The sequence below is a fragment of the Leifsonia sp. McL0607 genome (assembly GCF_049993355.1).
Classification (GTDB): Bacteria; Actinomycetota; Actinomycetes; order Actinomycetales; family Microbacteriaceae; genus Leifsonia.
Genome location: NZ_CP188253.1, coordinates 2,937,480 through 2,953,234 on the forward strand (window position 1 = coordinate 2,937,480; position 15,755 = coordinate 2,953,234).

At 64.7% G+C, this 15,755-nt stretch carries 12 protein-coding genes and 2 pseudogenes; 10 read left to right on the forward strand and 4 right to left on the reverse strand.

Annotation, left to right across the window (positions count from 1 at the left end; genetic code table 11):
• Positions 1–13: 13 nt before the first annotated feature.
• Positions 14–4,003, forward strand: a complete 3,990-nt coding sequence (locus tag ACPPVW_RS14215) for an RHS repeat-associated core domain-containing protein (RefSeq protein ID WP_426623753.1) — start codon at positions 14–16, stop codon at positions 4,001–4,003.
• Here the strand turns inward: ACPPVW_RS14215 and ACPPVW_RS14220 are convergent.
• Positions 3,967–4,800: an IS5 family transposase gene (locus ACPPVW_RS14220; protein WP_426623674.1), complete on the reverse strand. Its 834-nt coding sequence runs from the start codon at positions 4,798–4,800 to the stop codon at positions 3,967–3,969. The two genes, ACPPVW_RS14215 and ACPPVW_RS14220, sit on opposite strands and share 37 nt — an antisense overlap.
• Here ACPPVW_RS14220 and ACPPVW_RS14225 point away from each other — a divergent pair.
• The 3 genes from ACPPVW_RS14225 (at position 4,785) to ACPPVW_RS14235 (ending at position 6,864) form a co-directional block, all read left to right on the forward strand.
• On the forward strand, positions 4,785–5,399 hold the full coding sequence (locus tag ACPPVW_RS14225; protein ID WP_426623754.1) for a hypothetical protein: 615 nt from the start codon (positions 4,785–4,787) through the stop codon (positions 5,397–5,399). The genes ACPPVW_RS14220 and ACPPVW_RS14225 overlap by 16 nt on opposite strands.
• On the forward strand, positions 5,396–6,013 hold the full coding sequence (locus tag ACPPVW_RS14230) for a hypothetical protein (protein WP_426623755.1): 618 nt from the start codon (positions 5,396–5,398) through the stop codon (positions 6,011–6,013). The genes ACPPVW_RS14225 and ACPPVW_RS14230 overlap by 4 nt, the downstream gene beginning before the upstream one ends.
• A 470-nt stretch (positions 6,014–6,483) precedes the next feature.
• Entirely contained in the window at positions 6,484–6,864 is a 381-nt protein-coding gene (locus ACPPVW_RS14235) for a hypothetical protein (RefSeq protein WP_426623756.1), read from the forward strand.
• An 81-nt stretch (positions 6,865–6,945) separates the two neighbouring features.
• Here ACPPVW_RS14235 and ACPPVW_RS14240 read toward each other — a convergent pair.
• Positions 6,946–8,234, reverse strand: a protein-coding gene (locus tag ACPPVW_RS14240) for an IS3 family transposase (protein ID WP_426623757.1) whose coding sequence is annotated in 2 segments (ribosomal slippage) — positions 6,946–7,961 and positions 7,961–8,234 — 1,290 coding nt in all. Because the reading frame shifts where the segments join, the coding sequence is not laid out codon by codon here.
• Between the two features lie 155 nt (positions 8,235–8,389).
• On the opposite strand from ACPPVW_RS14240, the gene ACPPVW_RS14245 reads away from it, so the two are divergent.
• From ACPPVW_RS14245 to ACPPVW_RS14255, 3 genes and pseudogenes are all read left to right on the forward strand, one after another.
• Entirely contained in the window at positions 8,390–8,983 is a 594-nt protein-coding gene (locus ACPPVW_RS14245) for a hypothetical protein (RefSeq protein ID WP_426623758.1), read from the forward strand.
• Between the two features lie 20 nt (positions 8,984–9,003).
• Entirely contained in the window at positions 9,004–9,459 is a 456-nt protein-coding gene (locus tag ACPPVW_RS14250) for a hypothetical protein (RefSeq protein ID WP_426623759.1), read from the forward strand.
• A 611-nt stretch (positions 9,460–10,070) separates the two neighbouring features.
• Positions 10,071–10,517: pseudogene (locus ACPPVW_RS14255) on the forward strand (IS1380 family transposase); the annotation flags it as partial.
• Positions 10,518–10,558: 41 nt separating this feature from the next.
• Here the strand turns inward: ACPPVW_RS14255 and ACPPVW_RS14260 are convergent.
• Positions 10,559–11,836, reverse strand: a complete 1,278-nt coding sequence (locus tag ACPPVW_RS14260) for an IS256 family transposase (RefSeq protein ID WP_426623760.1) — start codon at positions 11,834–11,836, stop codon at positions 10,559–10,561.
• A 134-nt stretch (positions 11,837–11,970) separates the two neighbouring features.
• On the opposite strand from ACPPVW_RS14260, the pseudogene ACPPVW_RS14265 reads away from it, so the two are divergent.
• Positions 11,971–12,905: pseudogene (locus ACPPVW_RS14265) on the forward strand (IS1380 family transposase); the annotation flags it as partial.
• A 198-nt stretch (positions 12,906–13,103) separates the two neighbouring features.
• On the opposite strand, the gene ACPPVW_RS14270 reads toward ACPPVW_RS14265, so the two are convergent.
• The gene (locus tag ACPPVW_RS14270) at positions 13,104–13,778 is read right to left on the reverse strand and encodes a GntR family transcriptional regulator (RefSeq protein WP_426623761.1); all 675 of its coding nucleotides are present in this window, start codon (positions 13,776–13,778) and stop codon (positions 13,104–13,106) included.
• A 47-nt stretch (positions 13,779–13,825) separates the two neighbouring features.
• On the opposite strand from ACPPVW_RS14270, the gene ACPPVW_RS14275 reads away from it, so the two are divergent.
• Together ACPPVW_RS14275 and trmD are read left to right on the forward strand one after the other, a co-directional pair.
• Positions 13,826–15,055 (forward strand): MFS transporter, encoded by a 1,230-nt coding sequence (locus tag ACPPVW_RS14275; RefSeq protein WP_426623762.1) that lies wholly within the window; start codon positions 13,826–13,828, stop codon positions 15,053–15,055.
• 10 nt (positions 15,056–15,065) lie between these two features.
• Entirely contained in the window at positions 15,066–15,749 is a 684-nt protein-coding gene (gene trmD / locus ACPPVW_RS14280) for a tRNA (guanosine(37)-N1)-methyltransferase TrmD (protein WP_426623763.1), read from the forward strand.
• Positions 15,750–15,755 lie beyond the last annotated feature (6 nt).

The following is a 15,755-nucleotide window of genomic DNA, read 5'->3' on the forward strand; positions in this document are numbered from 1 at the left end:
GGTGGACTCGTGGGTGTTGAAGCACAGTTTCCCGGATCCGGGTGATGGCACGTCGGCGGCGTTGTGGCTGAATAGTGTCACCCATACCGGGCATGCCGGTGCCTCCCCGATCACGGAGCCGGCGGTCACGTTCGCGGGCACGACGATGCAGAACCGGGTGTGGGCGGTGGACGGTCTGGCCCCGTTGGATAAGTGGCGGATCAGTTCGATCAAGACCGAACTGGGTGCGGTGGTGTCGGTGAACTACTCGGGTCAGGAGTGCACCCCGGGGGATCGTGCGGGAATCTTCGCCGCACCGCAGTCGAACACGAAGCGGTGTTACCCGCAGTGGTGGTCACCGTCGGATAACCCGCCGATGCCGCCGCAGCAGGACCTGTTCCACAAGTACGTGGTGACCAGCGTGATGGACAACCCGACAACCGGTGGGGCGGGGGCGCCACCGATCCAGAAGCATTATTCGTATACGGGCCCGGGGTGGCGGTATAACGATTCCCCGTTGACGCCGGCGGACAAGCGCACCTGGTCGATTTTCGCCGGATTCGCGACGGCGGAGGTGCGGGTGGGGGATTTCAACAAGCCGGCTGAGCAGAATGTGACGAAGTACACCTTCTTCCGTGGTCTGGATGGTGATCGGGCGGCTGCTGCTGGTGGGGTGAAGTCGGTGCAGGTCGGTGGGGTGGTCGATGCGCGCCAGTTCGCGGGTCGGGTGCGGGAGCAGGTGGTCACGAACGGTGTCGGTGGTGCGGTGATCTCGCACACGGCGTCGGTGCCGTGGTCGGCGTTGACGGTCTCGGCGGGCACTCATTCGGCGTGGTATACCGGGGATGGCCAGGTGGTGGTGACCGAGCCGGTCTCCACCGGCGGTAACCGGACGGTGACGACAACGACCGCGTATGACTCGGCGATCGGTTTGCCGGTGGCCGTGTTGAGCGCACCCTCGGATGCGCCGGTCTCGTGTGTGACGACGAGGTACGCGACCGCGAATGTGGCCGCTCATATCTTCGGCCGGGTCGCGGAGGTGTTGGCCACTACCGGGACGTGTGAGCAGGCTGCCTCTGCTGGTGCGGACCGGCTGATCAGTCACGTCCGCAACTCCTATGACGGGGCCGCGGTCGGTGCGGTACCGGTGAAGGGGAACCTGACGAAGACCGAGACGGTCACCGGGTTCGACGGCGCGGCTAAGAGATGGGCGACGACCGCGACGGTGAAGTACGACGCGTTGGGGCGCGCGATCGAGGCGGCGGATGTGGCCGGGCGGGTGTCCAAGACCGCCTACACGCCGGCCGGCACGGGCGGGCCGATCACGAAGGTGACCTCGACCAACCCGGTGGGGTGGAGCAGCAGCACCGAGTTGGATCCGGCGTGGGGTGCTATCACGGCAGCAACCGATGAGAACGGTAAGGTCACCACGGCTGCCTATGACGCGCTCGGCCGCCGGACCGGGGTGTGGTTGCCGAACCGGCCGAAGGCGGAGAACGCCTCCAGCCCGTCGACGGCGTTCACGTATACGGTGTCGCAGTCGGGGCCGTCGAGTGTGACGACGGAGAGTGTCCTTCCGTTGGGGGTCAAGAAGACGTTCGAGTTGGTGGATGGTCTGGGCCGTAGTGTGCAGACGCAGACGGCTGCGGTGCGCAGTGGTGCGGTGATCGCTGACACGGTGTATGACAGTCAGGGCAGGACGGTGTCCACCACCAGCCCGTATTGGGCGTCGACCACACCGTCGGACCGGCTGTTCGTGCCCACCAGCATGGCGCAAATCCCGTCCCGCACGGATACCAAGTACGACCCGGTCGGCCGTGCCGTGGCATCGATCCTGTACACGTACGGGGATGAATCCAAACGCACCAGCACCGCCTACCCGGGCGCCGACCGGGTCGATGTGACACCACCGACCGGGGGCACCCCGACGTCCACGATCACGAACTCGCTGGGCCAGAAGACGGCGTTGACCCAGTACACCGGGGTGAAGCCGGCCGGTGCCGGTCACACCACGACCTACGCGTTCACAGCCGCCGGGAAAATGTCGGCGATGACCGACGCCGCCGGTAACAGCTGGTCCTGGTCGTACGACCTGGCAGGCAACCAGACGGTCGCCAGCGACCCGGACTCCGGCACGACGACCAGCACGTATGATCTGGTCGGCAACCTGACCTCCACGACCGATGCCCGCGGGCAGACCCTCGCCTACGGCTATGACGAGTTGAACCGGAAGACCGGGAAGTACTCGGGCTCCACCGCGGGTGCGGTGTTGGCGTCGTGGACGTATGACGCGGCGGCGAAGGGGCAGTTGTCGAAGGCGACCAGTTATGTGGGGTCGGTGCCGGGTAAGCCGGGGTTGGCGTATGTCAGTTCGGTTGATGGTTATGACGAGTTGTATAACGCGACCTCGACGTCGGTGTCGATTCCCCAGGGTGCTGCAGCGTTCGGGGGTACGACGTACAAGGTGTCGATGACATATAACGAGGCGGGCTTGTTGCAGCAGCGCAGTCTGCCGGCGATCGGTGGGTTGGCTTTGGAGCGGTTGCGGACCCTGTATGACGGGGTCGGCAATGTGGACTCGATCTCCGGCACGAGTTTGTATGGGGAGGCCACCTATTCCCCGATCGGGCAGTTGTCGGTGATCGCTCGCGGGGTGAACCAGTCGTTGTTGTGGACCACCTACGGGTTCGATCCGGGAACAGGGGAGACCACTCAGGTCATCGATACCGCGTTTGTTGGTGCGTCCTCCAGTGAGGTCGCTAACCGTAAGTACACTCGCAATGCTGCCGGTGATGTGACCAGCATCAAAACCACCGGCTCCGCCGGGGCTGATGATCAGTGCTTCTCCTATGGGGTGTTCCATGCGCTGAGTGAGGCGTGGACTCCGGCGTCGGGGGATTGCCAGGCGGCCCCGACAGCCGGGTCGTTGGGGGGTGCGGCACCGTACTGGACCTCCTACACGGTGGATGCCGGCACCGGGAACCGTACCGCCACCACCAACCATACGGCCACCGGGGAGATCACGACGGCGTATGCGTACCCGGCTGCGGGGCAGGCGCGCCCGCACGCGGTGACCACGGTCAATAGTGCTGAGTACTCGTATGACGCGTCCGGGAACACGGTGACCCGGCCGGGGCAGGGCCTGTCGTGGGACGAGTCCGGGAAGCTGTCGACGGTCAGCGTGGATGGGGGGATCCAGTCGCGGGTGTATGACGCGGACGGGAACGTGTTGCTGCAGACCGATCCGAACACCGGGACGACCCTGTATTTGGGTGAGACCGAGGTGACGATGGCGCCGGGGGCGAGCAAAGCTTCCGCGGTGCGCACCTACTCGCTGGGGGATGTCCCGGTCGCGGAGCGTTCCACGAAGGCGGGGGTGTCCGGGTCGGTGGTCACCTGGGTCTCCGGTGACCTCAACCACACCCGGGATGTGGCGGTGGATGTGGTGACGGGCAAGATCACCCGCCGCTTCGCGGACCCGTACGGCAACCCACGCGGGACAACACCGGTGTGGGGAAGCGAGCACGGGTACCTGAACAAGCCGGTGTCAGCGACAACCGGGCTCACCCAGTTGGGGGCACGCGCCTACGACCCCGTCCTAGGGAAGTTCATCTCCGTCGACCCGGTACTCGCACCAGAGAACCCACAACAGAACAACGGATACACGTACTCGCACAACAACCCGATCACGGAGTCGGACCCCAGCGGGCTCTGCGGCACGGGGCGAGCTGACTTTCTTCCCCAGTGCATCAATAGTGGAGTACCCGCTGGCGGGGTGAACATCTCCGCCCCTCAGCCGGCATCATCCAGCGGAAAGGGTGGGCCCGGGCCACGTCCAGCGAACGGGGACCCGGGCTATAGAAGGATCTCCCCTACTGTCGCGGTTGCAGATACTTCGGCGTCGATAGGCGACCGTATGAGGAGAGCATTTGAGCAAACCGTCGAACGATACGGGCTGGACATCTCCTTAGAGGTCGCGCCGGTAGGTCATGGTTGTCGGTTGGGTCTGGTGTTCCAGCGGTAGCGGGTCCAGGCTTCGCGGATGAGGCTGCGGGTGGTGATGATCGCGGCGGCGAGGGCGATGAACGCGTCGATCACGCGGGTGCGGACCTCGGTGCAGATCTGGAGTTTCCGGAATCCGCGGTTGTGCCAGGAGTTCGTTCTCTCCACGACCCACCGAGCGCCGGCTTGTAGCGGTTCGCCCTTCTTGCTGATGACGTAGTCGCACCCGAGGACGTCGAGTAGGTCGCGGGTTTTGGTGTTGTCGTAGCCTGCGTCCAGGTGCACCGTGATTCGCTCGGGAAGGTTGAAGCCGAACCGGCTCAGTTTCTCCAGGGTCGGACCAAGCAGCGGGGAGTCTGGACGGTTCGCGCCGGCGACAACGCATCCGAGTGGAATCCCTCGCCCATCGACCAGGAGGGAGCGTTTCGTGCCCTGTTTCCCACGGTCTACCGGGGAACGGCCGGCAGCTTCGCCACCGCAGGGGGCTTTCACGATGCACCCGTCCACGGACAAGTCACCCAGTTGCAGTCCGATCATCTTGTCGTAGGAGTCCAGACAGATCTGCTCCAGCATGGTGAAGATCCCCGCGACGATCCATTCATCCCGCCGTCGACGGATCGTGGTCGCCGAGCAGGCGCTGTCGGCGATCTTTGCGTACGCGGCGCCGAGCACGAGCACCTGCACCAGCTTGTCGAACACGACCCGGTCCGGAACACGTGGCCGGTGACACCCAAGCGGATGCTCATCCACCACGGGCGGGATGAGCGCTTCGAACTGGTGCCAGATCGGGTCAATGATCGAAGATGGAACAGCGGGCACGAGGCGTCCTGGAAACCAACGAGTTATTCACACAACCGTGGTTAACAGGCCTCGTGCCCACCTCAACGCAACGCCACACCATCACCTACCGGCGCGACCTCTTACGCAATGTCGAGCTCAATGCTTGGAAAATCACGTGTGTCGATGAGCAGCCTGGGCTGTGCGGTGGCGAATTCACATCAATGATCGACGGAGCGGCGTCGTTGACGGATCCCGTCTTGCTAGACGCACTTAGCGCTGGCGCTATCATCATGGTCGGGACTTCAGCCTCCCTTGAGGCCCGGATCTTCTCGAAGAGCCAGCTTGAGTCGTTGCAATCCCTTATAAGGCACAGGCAACAGCACATCGAGAAGCTTGCTGATTACAAGGCAAATCCGGATGCGCACGACAACAAGGGCGTACTGAAAGCGGCCGGCGATGACGCAGCGCGGAGGAATTCGATCATCAACGGTCGGGTTCGCCATCTGAACAACGAGATTAGAGCAGCGGAGAAGAACATTGCCGATCTCTACGAAGCCGCCAGGCTTCGATCTCCCGCTTCCCCTCGTGAGCGCGGTGCAGGCGGTTTGGGCGGAGGGCGAATTGGCGGTGCACCATGATAGAGATTGACGCAAGAAGGTTAGTTGCCGTCCTCACCCGACTTCGAGACCAGTCGCCGAGTGAGGTTAGCGCTCCCCTATACGCAGTTGAAGACTATTTCTGGTCTATACCCGTCGAAGAACGGTATGACACGGCTGCGACTCCAACCAACCTCACTATTGGGCAGCTCACCGACTCGTCATCGTTCTTGTCTGATGCGGTGGCCGGCGAAACAGTAATCAGCTACCACGCCGTTTGGGCTGCCGATATCCTTCATGGGATTGCTGGAGGTGCAGTCACGTCGGAGATGCCGTGCCCGCCGCTCGAACTCAACCTATCGTTCAAAGACATAGTCGATGTCGGCCGCCGTGTTGTTGAGTCTGCGATAGAAAACTGCGAAATGATTTCGTTCTCTGTTAGTACCTACTGGACTATCGACTTAGCCCAGATGTATCAGGTACTCGACGAGCCCACAGGATACTCTCGCCGAGAGGTCGCTCACTTAGTCGACGTCCTCAGAACTGATCCTGACAGGGTGGACGATCGAATCGAGTACTTGAACGCAGTGGCAGACGTTCTTGAGCTGGTGGGACATCGTTTGCTTGGAGCCGGTCGACCTACGTTGGATTGGTGACGTGTCTTGCGGCGAGCGTAGGCAGCGTCATCACAGGTGCGGGTGGAAGCCTATGTAGCATCCGAATTGAAGGTGACGCCGCACTGGTTGCTTCAGGTACGGTGTCAGTTGGCACTGGGCTCAAGGCTGGCGGCTCCGCCGGAATCGGAGCTGGCTATACCAATGCGAGGACGATGGAAGAGATCGGCGCGCTCACTTGGAACGCCGAACTCGAGTGCACGTATCCAGTGGGGTGGGTCCGTCACATATGGTTGGGGGGTCGCTCCCAGTGGTAAGCATGTGCGGGTCGTCGTCCTGTCTGGAAAAGTCGGTGCAAACGTTGGCGGGAGCGTGTCGACCGGTGGGTCTTGTCGCCTTGGGCAGACATGTTGACGCGGTCAATGCGCTTACCCCTCGCGGAGTTGATATCGATCGATAGCGCCGCCTGCCAGCATTCTGATGCCTCTTTTCAGATGTCGAGGTCCACGGGCGTGCGTCATGACCTGAGCTCTCAGGCGAGACCGCTAATAGCCCGTCAGCGCGCGGTTGTAGCAACGGCTTATGTGATCGTTACTCTTGCCGCCGTTGCCGCGCTGCTCGCCGCGGTCTTTCTATCGGAGGCAGACGTTCCAGTCGGAGTCAAGGCAGGAGTACCTGTATTTCTTCTGCTCGCGCCCGGCATCGTGCTCTATGCGCTTATTGTCATGCCAGCGCTAATCGGCAGGAGGCTTTCTCGAGCTGCAAAGGATGCGGGTATGGCAGCCTATTTTGTCGGATCGACTCCATACTCCAATCGCTGGCTCCTTTTAGGAGACCGCTACATGTTGTCGGCGCTCGTGAGGAACTGGTCAGTTTCGCTCTTTGAGATCTGAACAGTTGTGTGTGGTTAGTTTGCCGCGTTTTCGGCGCGGACGGAGGGTAGTGTCTGAACCGTCCCAGGTTCTCCGCCGCTTCTATGTGGGGAGCGGCTCTGGTCTGAGGGCCGCGTAGTAGGCAGCCTCGAACTCGTCGGGGCTGACCATTCCGAGGCTACCGTGGAGCCTGCGGTGGTTGTACCAGTCGACCCAGCCGGCGGTCGCGAACTCGACGTCCGCGATCGTCTTGTGCGGGCTGTCGTGGAAGATCGTGGTGCGCACGCACTCGGCTTTGTAGAGTCCGTTGATCGTCTCCATCAGCGCGTTATCGTAGGCGTCGCCGACCGTCCCGATCGAGGGCGCGATCTGCTCGAGCGCGAGGTGATCGGTCAGCACAATCGATGTGTACTGGGACCCCGCATCGCTGTGATGGATCAGCTGGTCGGGCGTGACCGGGCGTCCCTGGCGGTCGCGTTCCCACAACGCCATCCGCAGCGGGATCATCACGAGATCCACGTGCTTGCTGGTCTGCGCGTGCCAGGCCACGATGCGTTGCGAGAACACGTCGAGGATGAACGCGACGTACACCCAGCCCGCCCAGGTGCGCACGTAGGTGAAGTCGGTAACCCAGGTGTGATCCGGCCGCGGCGCGGTGAAGTCCCGGTTCAGCAGATCCCCGGCACGGACCCCATCCTTGGCCTGGATCGTGGTGCGGATCGCCTTCGCGCGGGTGATGCCCGACAGCCCGAGGACCCGCATCGCCCGGTCCACCGCACCGCGGGACGCATCGCTGATCGCGGTGCGTCGGATCAGCGCGGTCATCTTCTTCCGCCCATACAGCCCCTCCGGTGACATCCAGCGCCGCGTGGTCCCATCGGGCAGCACCTCGATGCGCCAGGCAGCATCACGGACCGCGCCTTCGACCATCGCGTCGGTGATCGTCCGGGCCGAGACGCGGCCCCGCCGCCAAGCCCGGTAGGTGCGCGCGGCGATCTGCACGCCCTGCTCCCGCAGGACGCGGATGATCGACTCGACCGCATGCCCCTCGGCCCTCATCTGGTCGATGAAGACCATCATCAGCGGTTGCGGGGGTCGAGTTCCCCCGCGAAGAAAGTTGCCGCTGCTTTCAGGATCGCGACGTCCTCACGCAGCCGCTTGTTCTCCGCCTTCAACCGGCGGATCTCAGCATGTTCCTCGCTGGTCTGACCGTCACGGCGGCCCGCGTCGATCTCGGCTTGAAGCACCCACCGGCGCAGGGACTCCGACCCAACACACTCCTGGCGGGCGACGGCGGCAATCGCCTTCGCCGTCGACGGGTACTCCGCCCGATGCTCAAGCACCAGCCTCACAGCCCGCTCGCGAACCTCGGGATCGATCTTCTTCGGCATGACGCCATCCTTTCAACTCGAAAGGAAACGGCACCAAACCTGGGACGGTTCACATGGGTGCGAATTGCTGGTTGGTATCCAGAGTTTGGCTTCAGCTGGCCCGAGGGCGAAGGAGCTAGCGTAGTTTGGTGAAGTTTAGGAGAGGCGCTCTCAATATGGTCTACATCGCCTTTCTTGCGATGACGACGGTGATTACCGCCGCGGGCGTCGCCGTCATCGTCCTTGTGATCCGCGGGGTCGTCCACCACCACGGGATAGCCCTGATCGGAGCGTGGGCTCTCGCGGGGGCTGTAGCCCAGATAGTCACTTTCGCCATCTGTCGAGCGCTGGCGAGATGGGGAGGAAGGCCAGCGGCACCTGTTGAACGCAGATCGCGCAATATCCTCATAATCCTTGGCATCATCGGAGTGGTTCTTGCGCTGTTGGCCGCGAACTTTCAGCTATTCGGGGGTGCTGGCCCGTGGAGAGAAGGGCGAGTCGTTTCCGAGGGAGGTGAGTTCTGGCTGTATTCGGCAGGAGAGAAGACACGAGCGACCGCTCTCGATTTCGACATGGAAACGCGAACTATCCAACTGGTGCCGTTGGGTGTCGCTGTCTTCGTGGCAGGCCTGTTTCAGGCATACCTGGCGATCGACCGAATTGCTCCAGGCGCTGTTCCGAGCGCCCTATTCGCTCCATGGCGACTCGTGCGACGCGGGAGGAGGCCAGACGCGCACGAAGAGCTGGATGCATACAATTCATGGGAGTAAGGCACCCGCGCGAGTCGAGATTGCCGCGCATCGGTTGGGTCAAGCTGCTCGTCCTTGGAAACGTTGTCTTCAGCGCCGCCGCGCACATAATCGCGATCGCTCCTTACCTGTTCCAATCGTTACTTGGCGCGTTCGCAATGCTCATGCAGCTTGTCCTCTTTGTTGTGCCTGCGGGAGTGATCGTGGGGTTCGCAGACGCCGCAATCGTCGAGTTGATCGCACGGGACACCTCGAACGCTGGAAGGATCAGCGGCCGGCTCGTGGCTACGACAGTTGCGGCAAACGCCACACTCTCGGCGACCGGTTACACACTGCTGTGGAACCTCGTCTGGCTGCCTGGTGCGCCGATCTGGGCGACGGTTCTGGCAGGCTGTGCCGGCGGAGGGCTGACGGTGATCGCTACTCGCCGAAAAGTGACTACGTTCTCGGCGCGGGAAGGAAGCCGCCAACCATTTGCGCCGACCGAGATCTTGTAAGGGTGAACTCATTGGCGATGCGACCGAGAGGAATGTTGAGATCTCGAGAGGCCGTGATCCGATATGGAGGTTAGACCCCGCGTCGGTCGCGTCGGTTGGAACGCATTCAGGGCAAGCGTCAGGTCTTCATTTGGCGGCGCCGCCATTGCGTGGCTCGTCTGGAGTGTAATGACTATCTCCGCGTCCGCGACCGCCTCTTCTTTTATCTGGAGTCCGATCCTCTTAGCGATTATCGTCGCTCCAATCGCGGCTCTCGCGGTTTGTCTTCAGTACCCGCTTGTACGTTGGGCAATGAAGCGAGCACGCGATCCACGACGAGATTGGTGGACTGCCGCATTGGTTGCCGGGATCAGCGCAAGTCCCCTGGCGTTGGTGAGCGTCCTCCCATCGTCGGGCTACGTGCTGCCCGCATCTTTGATTTGGGCAATCACCAGCTGTGTCATCGTTGGCAGAGCACTGAGAAGTCACCACATAGCTGCGTTGAGCTAAGCCTCGATCCACCGAGGCGGTCGGGTGGTGAGTGGGCGTCGTGACAGAGAAATGCCCCTCTGACCGGGGAGAATAGAGCTTGCTTAGGGTTCTGTTCGTCTGGTCCGAGAGGCATTTCGTAGATGCAATTCAAGCATGCTCCTGCCGCGGTGTCTGCGGTGTTCGATGATCCGAATCTCGTGTCGTTCGCTGGGCTGGTCCCGATGCTGCGGCTGGCGCGGGCTGCGGGAGTTGAACGGCTGGCGCAGTCCTGGTTGAGTGTCCCGACGGACAAGGGCGCCAACGCCGGTGCGAAGGTGATGGCGCTGGTGGCGGGGATGCTTGCCGGGGCGGACTCGATCGAGGACATGAACCTGCTCCGCCACGGCGGGATGGGGCGGCTGTTCGACCGGGTATATGCGCCGTCGACGCTGGGGTCGTTTCTGCGGGAGTTCCGGTTCGGGCATGTCCGTCAGCTCGACGCGGTCTCTTGCCGTGTCCTCGCGGATCTTGCCGGCCACATGCCGCTGCTGCGCACGCGCGGCGACGAACGGGTGATGGTCGATTTGGACGACACGATCATCGAGGTTGAGCTTGTCAAGTTGTGTGTGTAAGTGGGCGGTGCCTCGGGTTAGAGGTAGTGGTTGATGCGCTCGGGATAGACGAGTGAGAGTTGCTCGAGGGCTTTCATCCAGTTTGTGACGGTCTGTCCTTCGACCAGGCGTGCCTCGGCTTTGCGTTTCGCGCCGCGGGCGAGACCGCGCTCGCTCGCCCGGTCGCGTGCCCGTTTGTCCTCGATGTTGCAGATCGCGTGCCAGAGCAGCTTGACCGCTGCTTGGTCGTTCGGGAAGTGCCCGCGGTTCTTGATGATCTTCCGTAGCTGGAAGTTTAACGACTCGATCGCGTTGGTCGTGTAGATCACCCGCCGCAGCTCCGGAGGGAACGCGAGGAACGGCGTGAACCGCTCCCACGCGGCCTCGAACACCTGCGCTGACCTGGGGTTCGCCTGCCCCAGCGGCGACGCGCTGAACGCGTCCAGCGCCGCCTGCGCAGCGTCGGCGGTCGGCGCCTGGTAGATCGGCTTGAGCGCCGCGGCGACGGCCTTCCGCTGCCCGTAGGCGACGAACCGCATCGCGTTGCGGATCAGGTGCACCACGCAGGTCTGGACCATCGATTCTGGCCAGGTCGCCTCGATCGCTTCGGGGAACCCGGTGAGTCCGTCGACGCAGACGATGAGCACGTCGCGGACGCCGCGGTTGGCAAGCTCGGCGCAGACGGACGCCCAGAACTTCGCGCCCTCCGTCTGCTGGACCCAGATGCCCAGAACGTGCTTGATACCGTCCACACCGACGCCGACGGCGATATGCGCGGCCTTGTTCCTGACGTGCCCGCCATCGCGGACTTTGATCACGAGTGCGTCCAGGTAGATCACTGGGTAGAACGCCTCCAGCGGCCGCGACTGCCACGCCAGGACCTCGTCGGCGATCTCCTCGGTGATGTTCGAGATCGTCTCGTGGCTGAGGTCAACACCGAGCGTGGAGACGAGATGATGCTCGATATCGCGGACGGTCATCCCGCCGGCGTAGAGCGAGACGATCATCTCATCCAACTGCGAGAGCCGCCGGCTTCCGGTCGGGACCAGCCGAGGCGTGAACGTCCCGTTCCGGTCCCGCGGGATACGCAACTCGACCTCTCCAGCGGTGGTTCCGACCGTCTTAGAGAACACCCCGTTCCGCGAGTTCGCGTGCAACGCAGCCTCAGGATCACCCTTCTCATACCCGACATGCTCCGTCAGCTCAGCCTGCAATCCGCGCTCCAAACCCGTCTTGATCAGCTGCTGAATGAACCCGCCATCCCCATCAAGCTGGACCTCGCCCGCGTCGATCTTCGCCAACAGATCATCCAACATCCCAGACGCGATCAGACGCTGCGCGCCCTCCGCCTGAACCTTACGCCGCTCTTCACGCGACGCCCTATCGATAGCCAACAGTGTGCTTCCTTTCGCAAGGAGACCCACCCCTTACACACACCATTTGACACGCTCTCGAGGTTCACGGATACAAGAAGCAGGGCGCCGGGTTCGGGTACTCCGGCGTCCGCGGCTTGAACGCGCTGCTCGCGACCGCATCGACGACCTCGTCGGCTCCGGTGATCCTCGGTCAACGGCTGCGGCAGGGCAAGACTGGGTCCCCGAAAGGCGCGGCACGGATCGTCGGCGACGCCCTCGCGACCCTGCGCCGCATGAACCCCGCCGGCACGTCGCGGCCGTTGCTGCGGGCGGACTCCGCGTTCTACGGACACGCCACCATCGGCACCGCCATCAACGCCCTGCGGTGAAAGCAGCGATCGCGACCATTGCCGAGGATGCGTGGGAGATGATCGAGTACACCGACGCGATCCGTGACGAGATCACCGGGCAGTTGGTCTCCAAAGCCGAGGTCGCCGAGGTCCCGTTCACCGCGTTCCGCTCAAGGAAGAACGCCGAGCGCGTCGAAGGGCGCCTGGTGGTCCGCCGCATCCCTGACCTGAACCCGAACAACGTTGAACAGCCGACACTGTTCGACACCTACCGGCACCACGCATTCTTCACCACCACCGACAAGGACGTGATGGACACGGTCATCGCGGACAAGACCCATCGCGGCCACGCGATCATCGAGCAAATCCACGCCGACCTCAAGAACGGCCCGCTCGCCCACCTACCCTCCGGGGTGTTCACCGCAAACAGCGCCTGGCTCGTCCTCGCCGTGATCGCGTTCAACCTCACCCGCACCGCTGGCCTGATCGCTGATCAAGCGGGCCGGCTCGCGAAAGCGACGACCGCGACGATCCGCCGCACCCTGATCCACATCCCAGCACGGCTGGCGCGCTCCGCGCGCCGCATCACCCTGCACCTACCCGAGGCCTGGCCCTGGCAGAACGCCTTCGACCGGCTCTTCACGGCCACCCACGCACCACCACCGGCCGCCGCCAACTGACCACCGCCGCAACCGCGGCACGACCAAGAACCAGTGGACGACCGGGATGCGACGCCCGAAGCCCACACCTGCACTCAACACCCCAACAGACACCGATCACGCCACCCCCAACCACCCAAGGCCCATCGGTGGATCGAGGCTAAGTCGCGCGGATTCGCCACACCTGTCACGCGCGCTCCTGTGGGTCGGGGAATGGCTTCACCGGCCGCCCGTGCCCACGATCGCGACCCCGCGGGCGCGGAGGAGGCGCGCGTCGGCGCCGAGAGCAGATTGGAGCCGCTCGTGGGTGCCCACGATGTGGCGGTGGATGCTGTCCGCCGCGGCGTCCGCATCCCGTGCTGCGAGCTGATCGACGATCGTGCGGTGCTCCTCCCAGGCGGTGCGCCGGGCCTCGGGCGTGCGCACCTCGAGCCAGCGGGTCCGCGCGAGCCGGGTCATCGCCGACGCGACGGTGTCCGCGAAGAAGTGGTTGCCGCTGAGCTCGGCCAACTTCACGTGGAAGTCGGCGCCCGCTCCGACCGCGTCCGCGTTGGGGCGCTCCGGGTCGTAAGCGCCGAGCGCGTCCCGGAGCGCGGCGAGGGCGTCGTCGGAGGCCCGCGCCGCACTGAGCCGCACTCCTGCGCACTCGACGGCGTCCCGCAGCTCGCTGAGCCGGGCGATCTCCCCGAGGTCGATGGGGGAGACCTCCCAGGCGCGCCCGTCGCGCTGCACGAGGCCTTCCGCTTCGAGTCGCATGAGCGCCGCACGCAACGGCGTACGGGAAGCGCCGAACTCGGCTTCGAGGCCGCGCTCGGGGATGCGGGAGCCGGGGACTCGCTCCAGGTCGAGGATCGCGGAGCGGAGTCGCTCGTACACGTGGGGCTGCTCTGCCATTGGGCTCCTTTGGTATACCAAGTCGGTATACCGCTAGGGTATACCGCATGGGCGATCCGACGCGAACAGGCACCCGGAAGGCCCGAACACCCCGACCGTGGCTGATGCTCGCCTTCGGCGTCGCCGGGCAGGCCAGCTCGACGGTCTTCGTGTCCACTCCGGCGTTCCTCATCCCGCTGCTGCACACGGAGCGCGGGCTCAGCCTCGCCCAGGCCGGCCTCCTCGCGTCGACGCCTACGCTCGGTCTGGTGCTCTCCCTCGTCGTCTGGGGCGCATTGAGCGACCGGATCGGTGAGCGCTGGGTGATCGCCGCGCGGCTGGCCCTCACGGCTGCTGCGGCCGTCGCGGCGATGTTCGTGTCATCGTACGTCGCGCTGGGCGCGCTCTTCCTCGTGGGAGGCATGGCGGCGGCCAGCCCCAACGCGGCGAGCGGGCGGGTCGTCATCGGCTGGTTCGCGAGGGAACGGCGCGGGCTGGCGATGGGGATCCGGCAGATGTGCCAGCCGTTGGGCGTCGCCATTGCGGCCATCAGTGTTCCGCTCTTGGCGGCCTCCGGTGGGATCGCGGCCGCCCTGGCAGTGCCCGCCGTGCTGTGCGGAGCGTCGGCCGTTCTGTGCGCGATCGCCATCGTCGACCCGCCGCGCCCTCCCCGGACGACAGCCGATGGCGCGGCCGCGCACCCGCAGGCCGCGCGGCGCCCCTACCGCGAGACCTCGCTGCTCTGGCGCATCCACGTCGTTTCGATGCTGCTCGTGGTGCCCCAGTTCACCGTGTCGACCTTCGGCCTGGTCTGGCTCGTCACCGAACTGCACTTCACCTCCCTCGCCGCGGGGATCGTGATCGGCGTCAGCCAGCTCGTCGGGGCTGTCGGCCGGATCGGGGTCGGCGTCCTGAGCGACAGGGTCGGCAGCCATCTGGTGCCACTGCGCTGGGTGTCGGTCGCCGCCGTGGCCGTCATGATCCTGTTGGGTGCGGCGTCGGCCCTGGGCTCGGTCGCCGCCGCCGTGATCCTCATCGCGGCGGCCGTCGTCACCGTGGCCGACAACGGCCTCGCGTACACATCGGTGGCCGAGATCGCGGGGCCGTTCTGGTCGGGGCGTGCCCTCGGGACGCAGAACACCGGCCAGTTCCTCGCAGCGTCAGTCGTGGGTCCGGCGGTCGGGGCGCTCATCGGCTGGGTCGGCTTCCCGCTCGCCTTCGCCGCAGTGGCCGTCTGCCCCGCGATCGCCGCCCCGCTCGTGCCGCGTGACCGGGAACTCGCCGTCGTCCCCGAATAGACTTCCCTGCATGCGCATCGACATCGTCACGATCTTCCCGACCTTCTTCGATGTGCTCGACATCTCGCTTCTGGGCAAGGCTCGGCAGTCGGGGATCATCCGCCTCGGCGTGCACGACCTCCGCGACAACACCCACGACCGGCACCGCACCGTCGACGACACGCCCTACGGCGGCGGGGCCGGAATGGTCATGAAGCCGGAGCCGTGGGGCGAGGCGCTCGACGGGATCCTGGACGGCTCCGACGACCCGCTGCTGATCTTCCCGTCGCCCGCGGGGGAGGTCTTCACGCAGGCGATGGCGCGGGAGCTCTCCACCGAGTCGCACCTGGTCTTCGGCTGCGGGCGCTACGAGGGCATCGACCAGCGGGTCTTCGACGAGTACGCCGGGCGTGCCCGCGTGCGCCTCGTCAGCGTCGGCGACTACGTGCTCAACGGCGGGGAGGTCGCCACGATGGCGATGATCGAGGCGATCGGCCGACTCATTTCTGGCGTCGTCGGCAACCCCGAGAGCCTCGTGCAGGAGTCGCACGAGGACGGTCTGCTCGAGTACCCCTCGTACACCAAGCCCGCTCAGTGGCGGGGCCACGACGTCCCGCCAGTGCTGCTCTCCGGCAACCACGGTGCGATCGAGACCTGGCGCCGCGAGCAGTCGCTCACCCGCACCGCGCGCGTGCGCCCCGATCTCCTCCCGTAGCGGGGA